This window comes from Flavobacterium sp. CS20, from assembly GCF_018080005.1.
Classification (GTDB): domain Bacteria; phylum Bacteroidota; class Bacteroidia; order Flavobacteriales; family Flavobacteriaceae; genus Psychroflexus.
In genome coordinates, this window is sequence record NZ_CP073015.1 from 817,389 (window position 1) to 835,385 (window position 17,997).

The 17,997-nt window shown below is 32.5% G+C and carries 15 protein-coding genes and 1 pseudogene; 15 read left to right on the forward strand and 1 reads right to left on the reverse strand.

Annotated elements, in window-relative coordinates; all coding sequences use genetic code 11:
• Nucleotides 1-4: 4 nt before the first annotated feature.
• The 14 genes from IGB25_RS03990 (at nt 5) to IGB25_RS14675 (ending at nt 11,369) form a co-directional block, all read left to right on the forward strand.
• Nucleotides 5-811 (forward strand): sulfotransferase, encoded by an 807-nt coding sequence (locus IGB25_RS03990; protein ID WP_211066263.1) that lies wholly within the window; start codon nt 5-7, stop codon nt 809-811.
• Entirely contained in the window at nt 811-1,431 is a 621-nt protein-coding gene (locus tag IGB25_RS03995; protein WP_211066264.1) for a sulfotransferase domain-containing protein, read from the forward strand. The genes IGB25_RS03990 and IGB25_RS03995 overlap by 1 nt, the downstream gene beginning before the upstream one ends.
• Nucleotides 1,432-1,454: 23 nt before the next feature.
• Entirely contained in the window at nt 1,455-1,670 is a 216-nt protein-coding gene (locus IGB25_RS04000; RefSeq protein WP_211066265.1) for a WxcM-like domain-containing protein, read from the forward strand.
• A gap of 65 nt (nt 1,671-1,735) precedes the next feature.
• A complete protein-coding gene (locus IGB25_RS04005; RefSeq protein WP_211066266.1) occupies nt 1,736-2,563 on the forward strand; it encodes a hypothetical protein in 828 nt (275 codons plus the stop codon).
• Nucleotides 2,556-2,957: an FdtA/QdtA family cupin domain-containing protein gene (locus tag IGB25_RS04010; RefSeq protein ID WP_247653604.1), complete on the forward strand. Its 402-nt coding sequence runs from the start codon at nt 2,556-2,558 to the stop codon at nt 2,955-2,957. Before IGB25_RS04005 ends, IGB25_RS04010 begins: the two co-directional genes overlap by 8 nt.
• A 1-nt stretch (nt 2,958) precedes the next feature.
• Nucleotides 2,959-3,363 (forward strand): MaoC family dehydratase, encoded by a 405-nt coding sequence (locus IGB25_RS04015; protein ID WP_211066267.1) that lies wholly within the window; start codon nt 2,959-2,961, stop codon nt 3,361-3,363.
• Nucleotides 3,353-4,036 carry a hypothetical protein gene (locus IGB25_RS04020; RefSeq protein WP_211066268.1) on the forward strand — a complete coding sequence of 228 codons (684 nt, stop codon included), beginning with the start codon at nt 3,353-3,355 and terminating at the stop codon, nt 4,034-4,036. Before IGB25_RS04015 ends, IGB25_RS04020 begins: the two co-directional genes overlap by 11 nt.
• Nucleotides 4,033-5,130, forward strand: coding sequence for a DegT/DnrJ/EryC1/StrS aminotransferase family protein (locus tag IGB25_RS04025; protein WP_211066269.1), 1,098 nt, complete (start codon nt 4,033-4,035; stop codon nt 5,128-5,130). The genes IGB25_RS04020 and IGB25_RS04025 overlap by 4 nt, the downstream gene beginning before the upstream one ends.
• Nucleotides 5,131-6,060, forward strand: a complete 930-nt coding sequence (locus IGB25_RS04030; RefSeq protein ID WP_211066270.1) for a glycosyltransferase — start codon at nt 5,131-5,133, stop codon at nt 6,058-6,060. It begins immediately after the preceding gene.
• Nucleotides 6,061-6,062: 2 nt separating this feature from the next.
• Entirely contained in the window at nt 6,063-7,058 is a 996-nt protein-coding gene (locus IGB25_RS04035) for a hypothetical protein (protein WP_211066271.1), read from the forward strand.
• Nucleotides 7,059-8,048 (forward strand): glycosyltransferase, encoded by a 990-nt coding sequence (locus tag IGB25_RS04040; protein ID WP_211066272.1) that lies wholly within the window; start codon nt 7,059-7,061, stop codon nt 8,046-8,048.
• A gap of 39 nt (nt 8,049-8,087) precedes the next feature.
• Nucleotides 8,088-9,302 carry a glycosyltransferase family 4 protein gene (locus IGB25_RS04045; protein ID WP_211066273.1) on the forward strand — a complete coding sequence of 405 codons (1,215 nt, stop codon included), beginning with the start codon at nt 8,088-8,090 and terminating at the stop codon, nt 9,300-9,302.
• Between the two features lie 1,685 nt (nt 9,303-10,987).
• Nucleotides 10,988-11,179 carry a hypothetical protein gene (locus tag IGB25_RS14670; protein WP_247653605.1) on the forward strand — a complete coding sequence of 64 codons (192 nt, stop codon included), beginning with the start codon at nt 10,988-10,990 and terminating at the stop codon, nt 11,177-11,179.
• Nucleotides 11,172-11,369, forward strand: coding sequence for a hypothetical protein (locus IGB25_RS14675; protein ID WP_247653606.1), 198 nt, complete (start codon nt 11,172-11,174; stop codon nt 11,367-11,369). The genes IGB25_RS14670 and IGB25_RS14675 overlap by 8 nt, the downstream gene beginning before the upstream one ends.
• 1,302 nt (nt 11,370-12,671) lie before the next feature.
• On the opposite strand, the gene IGB25_RS04055 is transcribed toward IGB25_RS14675, so the two are convergent.
• Nucleotides 12,672-15,212, reverse strand: coding sequence for an ATP-dependent Clp protease ATP-binding subunit (locus IGB25_RS04055; protein ID WP_211066274.1), 2,541 nt, complete (start codon nt 15,210-15,212; stop codon nt 12,672-12,674).
• A 228-nt stretch (nt 15,213-15,440) separates the two neighbouring features.
• On the opposite strand from IGB25_RS04055, the pseudogene gyrA reads away from it, so the two are divergent.
• Nucleotides 15,441-17,995 (forward strand): annotated as a pseudogene (gene gyrA, locus IGB25_RS04060) (DNA gyrase subunit A).
• Nucleotides 17,996-17,997 lie beyond the last annotated feature (2 nt).

Here is a 17,997-nt window from a genome sequence, read left to right on the forward strand (position 1 = left end):
AAGTATGAAAGTTGATATATTTATTGTTGGGGAGCAAAAATGTGGAACAACAGCCTTACATAAGTTTTTAACCCAACATCCACAAATAAAATCTGGAAAACAAAAAGAAATCGATTTTTTTAGTTACGATGGTTTGTACAATAAGGGGATAGATTATTACCATTCTTTATTTACATGTAGTCTTTATGAGAAGTATGTCAAGAAGATTAAACTCATAGATGCGTCACCGTCTTACTTATCTTCTGGTGAAAAAACAGCATCTAGGATATATGACTATAATAAAGACGCTTACATTATTATAATGTTGAGAAATCCAATAGAAAGAGCTTTTAGTGCCTACATGATGTATAAAAACAGATTTAAAGAAAGTAATGTAAACTGGTGGTTTGAATGGAAAAGAAAAAGAGGCGAAGACGTATCTAATGTAAAAAGACGTAGTTTAGAAAGTTATACAAATTTTGACACTTTTATTGAAGAAGAATTAGTGATGTTAAAAAACAATAATGAAATTGAGTGTCCTACACTATTAAATGGTTTTTACTACAAAAAGATTTTAAACTATTTGAAATTGTTTAATAATGTTTATATAGTTGAAAATAAGAAGTTATCTAATAAAACAGAAACTACTTTGAATCAAATTGAAAAATATTTAAATGTAAAACCTTATAATTGGTCTCAACTTACTAATAATAAAATATTTGTAGGTAATTATGATGAAACTATCAAAAGAGAGACTCAAGATAAATTAAAAGCCTTCTATGAAAAGGATGTTGTAAAGATTAAAAATAAACTTAATATTGATTTGTTCTAATGCCAACCCCTAATTTAATTATCCCAGGTTTCCTTAAAAGCGATACATCTAGCTTATTTGATTATTTATGTCAACACCACGATATTTTTCGGTCAAAATTCAAAAAACCACATATTTATGCTTTTGATGATAGGTATAAAAATAGATTTACAAATCAAGGTGATTTTAATTTTAAAAAAATGTACAGTAAGTCTAAAACTTTTAAATTTATACCAGATGCAAGTAATATCTATGTGATTTCTAAATATGGTAAGCAATTAAAAAAATGTTTTACCTTATTTGACAAGAATCCAATTTTTGTTCTAAGTTTTGAGAGTTTAAAAAACAATTTTGTGCAAACAATAAATAATATTTTTGGTTTTTTAGAATTAGAACCTGTTGTCATTGATAAAGCACAAAAAAATAAAACTCCAACTCATAGGATCATTAAAAGAAAAATTCCAACAAATATTAAACTATTAGAGAAAAAGGTAGGTTTAAATTTAATTACTGATTCTTTGTTATTTAATAAAAAATTAAAGCCGCTTGTTTTTATTGAACAAGATGGAATATTTATATTTGATTTACTAAAAAATAATGTTGAATTACTTAAGAAGCTTAATTTAATATTCCCCAAATAGGAAACCGTTAATAAATTCATTTGATGAAAGTTAAAAAACTAGATTTGCCAAAAATCTCAGATGAGCGTGGAGACCTTGCTTTTATTGAAGATGGTGTAGGCTTGCCATTTCAATTAAAACGTTTATTATGGACTTACGATTTAAAAATCCCTTTTAAACGTGGTGGTCATATCTATAAAACACAAAACGAAGACATTTGTGTTGTTTCAGGAAGTGCAGATTTAGTCATAAGATATTAAGTATAATAAAAGAATGTATAGTGTTGTTTATAAGAAGTTAAAATGGAATATTGAAAATTATAATGATGCCTAAAAAACTATTAATACATCTTGGACCTCCAAAAACCGCAACAACGTCACTTCAACATTGGATATATGACAATCAAAACAGCTATACTTATTTAGGAATAAACCAGCCCAGAAGACCTAAGGATAATATTGTTTATAATAAGTTTTGGTTATTCTTAAATAATAAAATGACCTGTAAAGAGTTAATTGAATTTTTAGAAAATATAAAGACTAAACAAGTTTTAATTTTTTCTGAAGAAATGATTTTAACTGATAACTGGAAAAATAAATTAAATCGCTTGGCAGAGTTGAAAAATCATTTTGATTTACATTTAGCTTATTGTTACCGCCCTACAACAAAGGCATTACCATCTTATTATGCTGAAATACATTCCGAACTACCACTAGCAATGAAAAACAGTTATGAATTATTTCTTAAAGACGATAGAGTTGGAGCATATGATTTAGAAAAAATCTTAGATGCAATTACTGAAAAAAAACTAAGTTTGAATATTTTTAAATTTGAAGAATTAATCAAAAATACTCTTACATTAAATAGTGTTTTTAATACTTCTTTTAAGGGGTTTGATTTTAACAAAAATATTGAAATATCTAAAGAGAATTCGAGAAAAAATAAATCAGGAAACATTTATGAGGTAATCGATAAAAAACCTAAATATCCAACTAAATTAAAGTCTCTTTTGATAAAAATAGAAAAAAAGTTTAATATTAGTTTTAAAGGAGTTTTTCAAAAAAACTACTACATCAAAATAGACAGTTCTGTTAAAGTGGATGAGCTTTCAAAAAAAAACAAGATCTTCTTCAAAAAGTATATTGATGAATAATAAACAACCTCATATCATAGAATTAAACTCTATTGGTTCTTCTGATTTGGGCTACATTACGATAGCTGAACAACAGGGTAATATTCCCTTTGAAATCAAACGTATATATTGGACGTATTATACGCCTAATCAAGTAACTCGTGGTCATCATGCTCATAAAACTTTAGAGCAATGTATTTTTGCAGTTAGTGGGCAAATTGAGTTTGAGTTAATAAATAAGAATGGCGAAAAATCTAAATTTTTACTAGATTCTCCAGACCAAGGTCTTTATATACCACCGATGCATTGGCGAACCATTAAATTTTCTCATAATGCCGTTTTATTGTGTCTAGCATCAGATTTATATAACGAAAGCGATTATATTAGAAATTATAACAATTTTTTAAATTTATAGCATGAAAAATAAAATAGGAGACTACTATGAACTAAAAAGTAAATTTACTTCAGAAGATGTTAATCAATTTGCAAAAATAAGTGGTGATTTTAACCCCGTTCATCTAAATGAAGATTTCGCTAAGAATACCGTATTTAAAAAACGAATTGTACATGGTTTTTTATATGGTTCTACGATAAGTTCAATAATTGCAAATAAATTACCTGGGCTAGGTAGTATATATATGTATCAAGATATGAAATTTGTTAATCCAGTATATCATAATGAAGAATTATTATCTAAAGTTGAAATAATTGAAATTGATTATGAAAAAGATATTTATATTTTGGACACTTCAATTTTAAAAGCTAAAACTAAAATTGAAGTATTAATAGGCAAAGCAAAAATCAAATATTTTGGAAAATAAAATACATAAAACAGTATTAATTGATGATGACGTTATCTTGGGTAAAAATAATATCATACATCCAAACACTATAATACAAGGACTGACAAAAATAGGAGACAATAATATTATTGGGCCTAATGTAATAATTGGTTCACTTGGACAGGATACAAGAAATCCAAGATATGACTATTCAAATTGCAAAATAGAAATTGGCAATAATAACATTATTAGAGAATTTACAGCTATTCAAAAACCTTGTTACGAAAATTTAACTTTTATTGGTAATAACGTGTTTTTAATGCAAAGTGTATATATACCACATGATGCTCATATTTATGATAATGTGGTTATAACGCCGATGTGTGTATTAGCTGGTATTACAAGAATACTAGATGGAGCAAATATAGGAATGGGTGCAACTATAAATCAATATAATGTTATTGGGCAATATTCTATTATTGCAACTGGTTCAGCTACAATGAATAATGTAAAACCCTTTTCAAAATACATACCAGGAAAAAAAATTAGTGTTAATAAATATGCTATTGAAAAATATGGCTTTGAAGAGCAAATTGATGAGATAACTAAATATGTCATTGAAGATATTTTCCCAAAGAATGATATTATAGTATCAATCATAGAAAAATTTAATACTTTACATTTCAAATCTGGCCGTAAAATATATAAATGATTAAATTTCTAGACCTTAAAGCCATTAACGACCAGTATCGAGATGAACTAAACCAAGTTATGCAAAACGTTTTAGATTCAGGTTGGTATATCAAAGGGCAATCAGTTAAAAATTTTGAAGCAAACTTTGCCAAATATTGTGGGGTTAAACATTGTGTTGGTGTTGCCAATGGTTTAGACGCTTTAATTTTAATTTTTAAAGCCTTAATAATTCAAGGAAGACTTAATGAAGGTGATGAGGTTATTGTGCCTGCCAACACCTATATTGCCAGTATTTTAGCGCTTACAGAAAACAACTTAAAACCTGTTTTGGTGGAGCCAGACGAATCCTCGTTTAATTTGAGTATAAAAGGTATTAAATCGAATATGTCAACTCAAACTAAAGCCATTTTAAGCGTGCATTTATACGGCCAATTGGCAGAGGATGTTAGCGATTTTTGTAAAGACAATAATTTATTATTAATTGAAGATCTTGCTCAAGCACATGGGGGTGAAAACGCTCAAGGTAAAAAAGCTGGAAGTTTTGGCGTAGTCGCAGGTTTTTCGTTTTACCCAGGTAAAAATCTTGGCGCTTTAGGTGATGCTGGTGCCGTAACCACAAACGATAAAGATTTGGCCGATTTGATTAGTCAACTTGGTAATTATGGCAGTGAAAAGAAATACCATAATTCCCAACAAGGCGTCAACTCTCGATTGGACGAACTGCATACCGCTATTTTAAACGTTAAATTAAAATATATTGACCAAGAGATTGTTAAAAGAAGAGAAGCGGCTTTATATTATCAAGAACACATCAACAATCCCAAAATTCAAAAACCAAATTGGAATGTAGAAGTAAATAATCATGTGTTTCATTTGTATGTCATTAGATGTAAAGAAAGAGATATTTTACAAACCTATTTACAGGATAAAGGCATACAAACTGTAATTCATTATCCCATTCCACCTCACAAACAGAAAGCCTACTCGAACTGGAATACTTTATCTTTTCCTATAACAGAACAAATTCACAAAGAAGTTTTAAGCTTGCCAATAAGCTCCATTATTACAAAAGAAGAACAAAACCAAGTGATTAATGCTTTAAATGAGTTTTAAATGAAGAAATTACCTTTGGTTTCTATAATAGCGGTTTGTTATAATCATGCTAAGTATGTAATTGAAACTTTAGAAAGTATCAAAAATCAGACTTACTCTAATATTGAGCTGATTATTATGGATGATTGTTCAACAGATAATTCTGTAGAGGTCATTAAGTTATGGATTAAGAAAACAAATTATCCTTGTCGATTAATTGCTCACCAAGAAAATCAAGGCTTATGCAAAACTTTAAATGAAGCTTTAAGACTTATAAAAGGTGAGTATTATCAAGGTCTAGCTTGTGACGATGTTATTCTTAAAGAAAAAATCAAGACTCAAGTTAAACTTTTTAAAGAATTAAAAGATGAATATGCCGTTATTTATAGTGATGCCTATTTAATGAATGATAAAAGCCAACTGTATTATGGTAATTTTATACAAAGATATAAACCTAAGATTTTAGAAGTACCATACGGCAATATATATCAAGAATTGATTAATACTAACTTTATACCTGCAATGTCAGTTTTAATTAAAACAGATTTAGTTAGAAAAATAGATGGCTATGATGAAAAATTAACTTACGAAGATTACGATTTATGGCTAAGATTAGCCAAAAATTACAAATTTTATTTTTCAAATTATAAATCATGTAAGTACAGAATTCATGATAATAATATGCATACCTCTTCAAAGTTTGATGAAGTATCAACAATTAACACCTTCTATATTTTTAAAAAACATATTGGTAATTCAATTGCTAGAAGAAAAGTTATAAATTCAATCTACAAAATGTATAAAAACGGTAATTACCTTGCTCATAAAAACGAAATAATTTTAATTAAAATAAATAATCCTTATTCAAAGTATATTAAAAGAGATATCAGTTTTAAAAACTATTCAAGAATTAAAAGAATTAAGTCATTTTTAAAATTTAAATTTTTATAACAATGCCTACAGCATTCACTATATGTGCTAATAACTATCTTGCTCACGCAAAGACTTTAGCTCTATCGTATAAAGAATTTCATCCTAGTCATAAATTTGTTACGGCAATTTTAGATCAACCTGATCAAAACATTGATTATAAGTCTTTAGGAGCAGATAAGGTTGTATGGATACACGAACTTTTGCCAGAGTTAATAGGTGAAATAAAAGAGACCTACAGCATAGCAGAAATTTGTACAGTTGTAAAACCAGAACTTTTTAAATATTTTTTTAATTTAGGGGAAGAAACCATTTTGTATATTGACCCAGATATTAAAATCTTTTCAAAATTTATTGAGGTATTTTCAGAATTAGAAAAAAACGATATGGTGCTTACGCCTCATATCTGCGACCCAACACCAGAAATAGGCCATCCACAAGACAAAGATTTAATGCGAACAGGTATTTATAACTTAGGCTTTTTAGCTCTTAACAAAACTCAAAAAACACAATTGTTTCTAGATTGGTGGGATAAGAGATGTAAAAAATATGGTTATCACGATTTAAAAAAGGGCTACTTTTACGATCAGATTTGGTTGGGTTATGCACCTGCTTTCTTAGATAAAGTGTTTATATTAAGACATTTAGGTTATAACGTTGCTAATTGGAATTTACACGAAAGAAAAGTAATTCAAGATAATGAAATCTATTTTATAAATGATAAAAATACGCCTTTACGTTTTTTTCATTATAGCCATTTTAAAATGGAAAAACTACCAATATTAGCTTCTTATAATAAAAATTTCACTTTAGATAATAGGTTAGATATTGTGGCACCATATATGGAGTACAAGCAAGATTTGCTCGATAATGATTATGAAAAATTAAAGACCATTGATTATTTTTTTGGAAAGAAACCAAGCATTGATAACAATAAAAAACAAGCTCGCATTAGCAGGACAAAAACAGCATTTAAATTGTTTAAAAAATCTGCTCGTATTTTAATAAAAGGTAAATAAATGAATTTAGGCATCTCCATAGTAATTGCAACATACAACGGAAAAGATAGGCTTGCTAATACATTAATGCACTTAAGGAATCAAAAGCTAAGTTGTCCTACCGAGATTATTTTAGTCGATAATGCTTCTACTGATGGCACTAAACAATTTGCGGACAAATGGTGGAAAAATAATGGAGTGAGTTATATAGACTACTCATCATATCAACAGCCAATTCCAGGCAAATCTTATGCACAGGATTTAGGATATAGTAAAGCTAAATATAAATATCTGCTTGTATGCGATGATGATAATTGGTTGTGCAATGACTATGTTCAAACCGCATTTGAAATTATGGAATCTAATTCTGAAATTGGTGCTCTTGGCGGTTGGTGTGAAGCTGTTTTTGAAAGTGAAAAACCTGATTGGTTTGATACTTATGCAAAATATTTTGCAGTATCAAAACAAGGTACAGATAGTGGAGACGTTACACATAAAAAAGGGTGTTTGTATGGTGCAGGAATGGTAATCAAAAAAAGCCATTGGGTTTATTTAAATAAGTTAGGCTTTAAACCATTATTAACTTGCCGTAAAGGTAATACTTTGGCCTCTGGTGGTGATACAGAATACAGTTATGTTTTACGCTTGTTAGGATACAAAATGTGGTTTGACGAACGCCTATATTTTAAACATTTTATGACCAAAGGGCGATTGAATTTAAACTATGTTAGTAGAATTCGAAAAGCCATGTCTGAATCAAATTTTGTTGTCAGTGCTTATGTAGATAAATTGAATAACCAAAAGCAAACCTCTAAAAGGTTTAAAAGAAAGTTTTTAAGCCTAGTCAAGCATAAATTTATAAAAAATGTAGCAAAAAGACTAGTGGGTAATTTTGAACAAAAGGAACAAGCTAAGGAATATTTCAGGCAATTAAAGCGTTTGTTGTTCTCATATAAAGCTTATGAAACCAACTACAAATCAATAGATAAATGGTTGACAAATCATATATAATAATTTTAGCATTTAGATTAACAAAAATTTTTTAGACAATTGAAGATATATTTTAAACTCAAAGCATTTCCACAAATTTCAGAAACATTTATTGTCAACAATATTATCTATGCTAAGAGTAAAGGCTATGAAGTTGGTATTTATGTAGATTGCTATAATGGTATTGAAAATTCTTCTCAATCTGAATTACTGAAAAAATATAATATTGAAAGAGATATTATAAAACCCATTACTTTCAGTACTAATAAAGTAAAGAAAACATTTCAGGTTTTAAGAATGCTTTTAAATTTAAAAATTCTTTTTTATTTAATTCCTTATTATAAATTAAAACGTAAAAAAAATTTAACTCCATTGGTTGAACTCTATCAATATAGAAGTTTTAAAAATCAAATTGTACACGTACATTTTAACAATGCAACACATCCTTTGGTTGAACTTTCAAGTATAGGGTATATCAATCCCAAGTGCATTATTACCTTTCATGGATATGATGCTTATTTAGAAGATAAAAATTCTTTTCAAATAAAATACAGTGAATTTTATAAAAAACACGTCGTAGGGGTAACCATAAATTCTAAACATTTAACAATAGATGTATTAAAATTAGGAGTTGATAAAAATTTAGTAACTATAGTACCTATTGGTATAGATATTGATTTTTTTAGAGGTTCTCCAAAAAATATTAATGTAAAAAAAATAAAAATATTATCTGTAGGAAGATTAGTTCAATGGAAAGGTCATATTTATGGTTTAAAAGCTATAAAGCATCTAACTGATAAAGGTTATGAAGTAGAATATACAGTTATTGGTGCTGGAAATTTAGAACAAGAGTTAAAAAATGAAGCCAAAAAATTAGATATTTATAATACCGTAACTTTTTTAGGAGCTTTACCACAAAAAGAAGTTTTTAAATACATGAAATCAAGTGATATTTTCTTACTACCTTCTACTTTTGATAATAAAGTAGGTCGCAGAGAAACCTTTGGTTTAGTTTCAGTAGAAGCACAAGCTGTAGGTCTTCCTGTAGTTGGTTTTAATTCTGGTGGTTTCCCCGAGACTTTAATAGATGGTCAAACAGGTTTTGTAGTAGAAGACAGAAACGTAGAAGCCTTATCAGAAAAAATTGAGTATCTAATCACTCACCCCAACCAATATGCAAAAATGTCTAAAGCCGCCATCAATCACGCCTCAAAATTTGATCATAAAAAAACTACACAACAATATTTAGAATTGTATAAAACACTAACCCATTAAAAATGCTCTTCAACACCCTTGACTTTGCCATTTTTCTCACCATAGCATTTTATATGATAAGTCATAATCCAAACAAATTAAAAAAACACCAATTTATAATTCCGCAAAAATTTAAGACATTTATTAATAATTCCATATTTTCAATTCCAGTATAGCTACTCCATAGCTAAAGTATAGCTAAGGTATAGCTAAAGTATGGATAGTGTATTAAACCCATAACAAAATAACAACACAGCCTCAACAAAAAAACAAACAAAATATTGAATTATCCATAATTCCCTCATAGACAACCCCTGTCATTCCGATACCGAAGCCTTGGTAGAGGAATCTTTCAATGAACCAAACCCCACTTGTCATTCTGAACGGAGCCTGCCAACCCCCTGTCATTCTGAACGGAGCCTGCGGAGTGAAGAATCTCTCAGTGAAATGAAAACCAATCTTGTCATTCTGAACGGAGCCCGCGAACCCCTTGTCATTCTGAACGGAGCTCGCGGAGTGAAGAATCTCTCAGTGAACCGAACCTCAATACGTGAAAAAGATTCCTCCTGCCGTCGGAATGACAAACCCCTTGTCATTCTGAACGGAGCCTGCGGAGTGAAGAATCTCTCAGTGAAATGAAAACCAATCTTGTCATTCTGAACGGAGCCTGCGAAGTGAAGAATCTCTCAGTGAACCGAACCTCAATACGTGAGAAAGATTCCTCCTACCGTCGGAATGACAACCTGCCGTCGGAATGACAACCTGCCGTCGGAATGACAAACCCCTTGTCATTCTGAACGGAGCCTGCGAAGTGAAGAATCTTTTGGTGAACCGAAAACCAATCTTGTCATTCTGATACCGAAGTCTCGGTAGAGGAATCTTTCAGTGAAACGAAAACCAATCCTGTCATTCTGAACGGAGCCCGCGGAGTGAAGAATCTCTCAGTGAAATGAAAACCAATCTTGTCATTCTGAACGGAGCCTGCGGAGTGAAGAATCTCTCAGTGAAATGAAAACCAATACGTGAAAGAGAGATTCCTCCTGCCGTCGGAATGACAAACCCCTTGTCATTCTGAACGGAGCTTGCGAAGTGAAGAATCTCTCAGTGAAATGAAAACCAATACGTAAAAGAGAGATTCCTCCTGCCGTCGGAATGACATTCCCTTGTCATTCTGAGCGAAGCCTGCGAAGTGAAGAATCTCTCAGTGAAATGAAAACCAATCTTGTCATTCTGATACCGAAGCTTCGGTAGAGGAATCTCTCAGTGAACCGAACCCCAATACGTGAAAAAGAGATTCCTCCTGCCGTCGGAATGACATTCCCCTGTCATTCTGAACGGAGCTCGCGGAGTGAAGAATCTCTCAGTGAACCGAAAACCAATCTTGTCATTCTGATACCGAAGTCTCGGTAGAGGAATCTATCCGCGAAACAAAACTCAATAAGTGAAAAAAAAAAAAAAAAAATCATCCTATCGTTTATTTTTTTTAACACATTTAAACTACTGTAAAACAACAATATACAAAATAATAATATTATAATACATTATATATCAGTATTATAACTAACTTATTAATAATCAATAAACAAACTAAATGTTCATAACTTGTTGAAAACCTTATTTATAGTATTACTAAAAAAATAAAAAAAGCTTTTTAAATTTACACCAATATTAACCAGGCAGTTTTATCTGCCATAAATTTTTTAACAATGGTAACATTTAAAACCGTTCAAAAGGTGAACCCACAAGATGTGGCGGCACCACGCAAGTTTTACGCCCAGGTCAAAACAAGTGGGCGTACAGATCTGAATCGATTGGCATTTTTAATTTCCAATCAATCAACAGTCCGTAAGGCAGATTGCCTTGCTGTGCATGGAAGCATTTGTCCACAACATGTCTGACGAGCTCAGCCAAGGACATATTGTGTATCTAGGAGACTTAGGCTCTTTTCGCGTCAGCCTTAGCTCAGAAGGTTTCGACCTTGAAGAAGATGTGAGCTCAAACGCCATAAAGGACTCTAAAATTTTGTTTAGACCTGGCAAGAGATTCCGTGATTTGCTTAAAACTTTAGAATTCAAAAAAGTGGATTAGCCTGTATTCATAAGTTTTAAGCTTGTATTAAAACCTTGGTTTTTTCCGTGAACCAAGGTTTTTTTTATGTAAAATCTAAAGATTTATCACAAAAACAACCGCAGGTTTCTTCAATTTCCTGCTTAGGTTATGCTCAAAACCTAAGGTGGTTTTACTCAAAACCTAAGGTGGTTTTAAAATTTGCTGCTACAGCTTTTTTTAAAAAATCAATTTGAACCCAAATTATGCATTTGAGCAGATAAAAACATAGGTATATCGGGGTAAACCCTAAAAAAAATGCTCATATTGAATAAAAAAGTTGATAAAAAAAATGAAACTTACATTTTATGGATTCAAAATATGCAAAAAATATTAAAAAAACATTAAATATAAGTATTAAAAAAGCCGATTTATTGTGAAATATTTACTCAAAAAAAATAAAAAAAGCTCAAAAAAAGAATGAGGATTAGCCTGTATTCATATTTTTGAGCTGGTATTAAAACCGATATTTTCCGTATTATCGATATCCAAAAATATAAAATAGAATAGAGCATACCAAATTTAGTTATCAACAAACGTTGAAAACTATGCTTAGACCAGCAACAGCCTAACACTTCTCACCCCAAACAAAGCTTAACAATAGTCATTCAAAGATAAACGCAGTGACAATGCTTCGGTATCGGAATGACAAACCCCTTTTGTCATTCTGAACGGAGCTCGCGGAGTGAAGAATCTCTCAGTGAAATGAAAACCAATCTTGTCATTCTGATACCGAAGCCTCGGTAGAGGAATCTTTCAGTGAAACGAACCCCAAAACGTGAAAAAAGATTCCTCCTGCCGTCGGAATGACATCCTGCCGTCGGAATGACAACCGATCGTCGGAATGACAACCGATCGTCGGAATGACATTCCCTTGTCATTCTGAACGGAGCCTGCGAAGTGAAGAATCTCTCAGTGAAATGAAAACCAATCTTGTCATTCTGATACCGAAGCTTCGGTAGAGGAATCTTTTGGTGAAATGAAAACCAATACGTGAAAGAGAGATTCCTCCTGCCGTCGGAATGACATTCCCTTGTCATTCTGAACGGAGCTCGCGGAGTGAAGAATCTCTCAGTGAACCAAACCCCTTGTCATTCTGAACGGAGCCTGCGGAGTGAAGAATCTTTTGGTGAACCGAACCCCAAAACGTGAAAAAAGATTCCTCCTGCCGTCGGAATGACAACCTGCCGTCGGAATGACAACCGATCGTCGGAATGACATTCCCTTGTCATTCTGATACCGAAGTCTCGGTAGAGGAATCTCTCAGTGAAACAAACTTAAGAATTAGTTTGCAGGCTGATGTTGAATATCAATGATCAATTCTTTAGCTTCTTTATCAAAATCCATTTTGATATGATCGCCTTCAGAAATATCTGAATTGACAATTTTTTCAGCTAAAGCATCTTCAATATATTTCTGAATAGCTCTATTTAAAGGTCTTGCACCATATTGTTTATCAAAACCTTTTTCGGCGATATATTTTTTAGCATCATCAGTCAAATCAAATTCATAACCCATTTCATCAATACGCTTAAAGAGTTTATCAAGTTCAATATCAATAATTTTAAAGATATCTTCTTGCTCAAGGGCATTAAATATCACCACATCGTCAATTCTGTTGAGAAATTCTGGAGCAAATGCTTTTTTGAGTGCACCTTCAATGACTTTTCTAGTATTAGAATCTTCTTGTTCTTTTCTCGCTTTAGTGCCAAAACCAACACCTTGACCAAAATCTTTGAGTTTTCTCGCTCCAATATTTGAAGTCATGATGATAATGGTGTTTCTAAAATCAATTTTTCGACCTAAGCTATCGGTAAGATAGCCATCATCAAGAACTTGCAATAGCATATTGAATACATCAGGATGGGCTTTTTCAACTTCATCGAGAAGCACAACCGCATAAGGTTTGCGTCTCACTTTTTCGGTCAATTGTCCACCTTCTTCGTAACCAATGTAACCAGGAGGAGCACCGATGAGTCTAGAGACGGCAAATTTTTCCATATACTCGCTCATATCGAGACGGATAAGTGCACCTTCATTATCAAATAATTCTCTGGCAAGCACTTTTGCCAATTGGGTTTTGCCAACGCCAGTTTGTCCAAGAAAGATAAACGAGCCAATAGGTTTGTTAGGGTCTTTCAGTCCAGCTCTGTTACGCTGAATAGCTTTTGTAACTTTAGCCACCGCTTCATCTTGACCTATAACTTTACTCTTGATAACTTTTGGAAGTTGAGCTAACTTATTGCTTTCTGTTTTAGCAATTCGATTGACAGGAATACCAGTAATCATAGAAATAACATCTGCAATATGGTCTGCAGTAACGGTTTCTCGATTTTCTTTAGAATGTTTGTCCCATTCCTCTTGGGCAAGTTCTAATTCTTGTTCAACAGCTTTTTCATCGTCTCTTAATTTTGCGACTTCTTCATATTTTTGTTTTTTGACTACAGAGTTTTTATGATTTCTGATATCTTCAAGCTGTTGTTCTAAATTGAGGATTTTTTGGGGAACTTTAATATTAGTAATATGAATTCTAGACCCAGCTTCATCTAAAGCATCAATAGCTTTGTCAGGCAAAAATCGCTCTGTCATATAGCGAGATGTCAATGTGACACAAGCTTCTATAGCTTCGTCAGTATATTTCACATTGTGGTGATCTTCATATTTACCTTTAATATTATTTAATATTTCAATGGTTTCTTCTCTATTAGTTGGTTCAACAATAATTTTTTGGAAACGTCTTTCAAGAGCACCGTCTTTTTCAATATTTTGACGGTATTCATCTAAAGTTGTAGCACCGATACATTGTATATCACCTCTTGCCAAAGCGGGTTTAAACATATTGCTGGCATCTAAACTTCCCGTAGCACCACCAGCACCGACTATGGTGTGTATTTCGTCTATAAACAAAATGATATCGTCATTTTTTTCGAGTTCGTTCATCACAGCTTTCATCCGTTCTTCAAACTGACCTCGGTATTTGGTACCTGCAACCAAACTTGCTAAATCAAGGGTAACCAAACGTTTGTCATATAAAATACGAGAAACTTTACGCTGAATAATTCTCAAGGCTAAACCTTCGGCAATGGCACTTTTGCCAACACCAGGTTCGCCTATAAGCAAAGGGTTGTTTTTCTTTCTACGACTTAAAATTTGAGAAACGCGTTCAATTTCTTTTTGTCTTCCTACAACGGGGTCAAGTTTACCTTCTTCTGCCAAGACTGTAAGATCGCGACCAAAGTTGTCTAAAACAGGAGTTTTAGATTTCTTTGAAGTGGTGCTTTTTGAAGTTTTGCTACTTTCAAAAGGATTTTTTCGCTTATCATCATCAGATTCGTCTGAAATTGAGCTTGCTTGTGGAGATTCAATAAAATCGTCTTCCATACCTTTTAAAGCTTTAAACTTTTCTTTGACCACATCATAATCTATTTTCAACTTGTTGAGCAACTTTGTCGTTGGGTCATTGTCATTTCTCAAAATACACAACAATAAATGAGCCGTATTGATTGAAGAACTTTGGAACAATTTGGCTTCTAAAAAAGTAGTTTTTAAAGCCCGTTCAGCTTGTCTTGTTAAGTGCAAATTCTTTTTTTCATTAGAAACATGAACAGGATTAGGCTCAGTAGGATTTAAAATTTCTACTTTACGCCTTAAGTGGTCTAAATCAATAGCTAATGTGTTTAAAATATCTATAGCCATACCATCGCCTTCTCTTAAAAGACCTAATAGCAAGTGTTCTGTTCCTATAAAACTATGCCCAAGTCTAAGAGCTTCTTCTTTGCTAAAAGCAATTACATCTTTTACCTTTGGTGAAAAATTATCATCCATATGTTTATTTTCTTTTTTTTCTTAAAATTAATAGCATAAATTACGCCATACATGACAGCAAGTAACAATTTTTTTACTTAAATCGCTCATAAAATATTATTAAGTTATCAACGAATATATAATAATTCTTTGTTAATAAAAAATTTGTAAAAGCTTCAAATAAAGAAATTACTTTTTAAAAATTAATTAAATTAGCAGATTGATAATAAATAATCCAAATTAAAAAAAATGTCAGATAAAGAACAACTTATTCCTATCAATATTGAGGATGAGATGAAAACAGCCTACATTGATTATTCGATGTCGGTTATTGTTTCAAGAGCACTACCAGATGTAAGAGATGGTTTAAAACCTGTTCACAGAAGAGTGCTTTTTGGTATGCACGAACTCGGTATAACTTCTAATAAACCTTACAAAAAGTCAGCACGTATTGTCGGTGAAGTTTTAGGTAAATATCACCCACACGGCGATACTTCTGTTTACGATACAATGGTCAGGATGGCTCAAGAATGGAGTATGCGTTATCAGCTCATCGATGGCCAAGGAAATTTTGGTTCTGTTGACGGAGATAGTCCTCTGCAATGCGTTACACAGAAGCGAGAATGCAGAAATTTAGTGAGGAAATGCTCTCTGATATCGACAAAGATACCGTTGACCACCAACTCAATTTTGACGATACTATCAAAGAACCCACAGTTTTACCAACCCGTATTCCTAATCTTCTTGTCAATGGTGCTAGCGGTATAGCGGTTGGGATGGCTACCAATATGGCTCCCCACAACCTTTCTGAAGTGGTCGATGGAACAATTGCTTATATAGACAATAGAGATATAGAAATTGATGAGCTTATGCAAGACATCAAAGCCCCAGATTTTCCAACTGGAGGAACTATTTATGGCTATGCTGGCGTTAGAGAAGCCTATAAAACAGGTAGAGGTAGAATAGTTATGCGTGCCAAAACCCATTTTGAAGAAGTCAATGGCAAAGAATGTATCATAGCTGACGAAATTCCTTACCAAGTCAATAAAGCGGATATGATCAAAAAAACCGCTGATTTGGTCAATGATAAAAAACTGGATGGCATTTCTTTAATAAGAGATGAATCAGATAGAAACGGTATGCGAATTGTTTACTTTTTAAAACGCGATGCTGTTCCTAATGTGGTTTTAAACACCTTGTTCAAACACACCGCTCTTCAATCGAGTTTTAGCATCAACAATATTGCATTAGTCAAAGGCAGACCACAAATGCTGAACCTTAAAGATTTGATCAGCAATTTTGTTGAACACCGCCACGACGTGGTTGTGCGAAGAACTAAATTTGAACTTAAAAAAGCTGAAGATCGGGCTCACATTCTTGAAGGTCTTATTATTGCATCAGACAATATTGACGAAGTCATTGCTTTGATTCGCGCTTCTTCAAATGCTGATGAAGCCAGAGCTAAACTTATAGAACGCTTTGAATTGACAGAAGTTCAAGCCAAAGCTATTGTTGAAATGCGATTGAGACAACTCACTGGTTTGGAGCAAGACAAATTAAGAGATGAATATGACGAACTCCTAAAAACCATTGAAGACCTTAAAGATATTTTAGTTAGTGAAGACCGAAGAATGAACATCATCAAAGAAGAATTGGAAGAGATTAAGAAAAAATTCGGCGATGAAAGACGTTCAAACATTGATTATGCAGGTGGTGATGTCAGTATGGAAGATATGATACCTGATGAGCAAGTCGTCATTACTATTTCTCATGCTGGCTATATCAAAAGAACACCACTGTCAGAATACAAAACACAAAGTAGAGGAGGTGTTGGCCTAAAAGCTTCAACAACAAGAGATGAAGACTTCTTAGAATACATTTTTGTCGGCACTAACCATCAATATATGCTGTTTTTTACTAAAAATGGAAAATGCCACTGGATGCGTGTTTTTGAAATTCCAGAAGGTAGCAAGACTTCTAAAGGAAGAGCGATTCAAAACCTGATGAATATCGAACCTGATGATAGAATTCAAGCATTTATCTGTACTCAAGATTTAAAAGATGAAGACTACGTCAATAGTCATTATGTCTTGATGGCAACCAAAAAAGGGCAAGTGAAAAAAACCTCTTTAGAACAATATTCTAGACCTCGTACAAATGGTATTAATGCCATTACTATAAGAGAAGGTGACGAATTGCTATCAGCAAGCTTAACAACAAGTGATAGCCAAGTGATGTTAGCTCTAAAAAGCGGAAAAGCAGTGCGTTTTGAAGAAGGAAAAACCAGACCTATGGGCAGAACAGCCTCTGGTGTTAGAGGAATAACGCTTGCTGACGATAACGACGAAGTAGTTGGTATGATAATTGTAAATAACCCAAAAGAAGAAACCGTGTTAGTGGTTTCAGAAAACGGTTATGGTAAGCGAACCTTTATAGATGATCCAGAAACTGGTGACCAAATTTACAGATTGACCAACCGTGGTGGAAAAGGCGTGAAAACCATATCTATTACTGAAAAAACTGGACATTTAGTCTCGTTAAAATCTGTAACTGACCAAGACGATTTGATGATTATCAAAAAATCAGGTGTTGCCATAAGAATGTCGATGAGCCAATTGAGAACTATGGGAAGAGCTACACAAGGGGTAAAACTCATCAATATTAAAGATGGAGATGCCATTGCTGCTGTTGCCAAAATTATGGTTGATGATGAAGATAAAGTTGAAAATGTTGATGATATCAAAACCCAAGACGATAAAACCCAAGACGATACAAATAACGAAGAAACAAATTCAGACGCATAATT

Bases quoted from the DNA above. Each gene is read 5' to 3' on its own strand.
- IGB25_RS03990 (WP_211066263.1), top strand. From the start codon at position 5: ATGAAAGTTGATATATTTATTGTTGGGGAGCAAAAATGTGGAACAACA.
- IGB25_RS03995 (WP_211066264.1), top strand. From the start codon at position 811: ATGCCAACCCCTAATTTAATTATCCCAGGTTTCCTTAAAAGCGATACA.
- IGB25_RS04000 (WP_211066265.1), top strand. From the start codon at position 1,455: ATGAAAGTTAAAAAACTAGATTTGCCAAAAATCTCAGATGAGCGTGGA.
- IGB25_RS04005 (WP_211066266.1), top strand. From the start codon at position 1,736: ATGCCTAAAAAACTATTAATACATCTTGGACCTCCAAAAACCGCAACA.
- IGB25_RS04010 (WP_247653604.1), top strand. From the start codon at position 2,556: ATGAATAATAAACAACCTCATATCATAGAATTAAACTCTATTGGTTCT.
- IGB25_RS04015 (WP_211066267.1), top strand. From the start codon at position 2,959: ATGAAAAATAAAATAGGAGACTACTATGAACTAAAAAGTAAATTTACT.
- IGB25_RS04025 (WP_211066269.1), top strand. From the start codon at position 4,033: ATGATTAAATTTCTAGACCTTAAAGCCATTAACGACCAGTATCGAGAT.
- IGB25_RS04030 (WP_211066270.1), top strand. From the start codon at position 5,131: ATGAAGAAATTACCTTTGGTTTCTATAATAGCGGTTTGTTATAATCAT.
- IGB25_RS04035 (WP_211066271.1), top strand. From the start codon at position 6,063: ATGCCTACAGCATTCACTATATGTGCTAATAACTATCTTGCTCACGCA.
- IGB25_RS04040 (WP_211066272.1), top strand. From the start codon at position 7,059: ATGAATTTAGGCATCTCCATAGTAATTGCAACATACAACGGAAAAGAT.
- IGB25_RS14670 (WP_247653605.1), top strand. From the start codon at position 10,988: ATGGTAACATTTAAAACCGTTCAAAAGGTGAACCCACAAGATGTGGCG.
- IGB25_RS14675 (WP_247653606.1), top strand. From the start codon at position 11,172: ATGTCTGACGAGCTCAGCCAAGGACATATTGTGTATCTAGGAGACTTA.
- IGB25_RS04055 (WP_211066274.1), bottom strand. From the start codon at position 15,212: ATGGATGATAATTTTTCACCAAAGGTAAAAGATGTAATTGCTTTTAGC.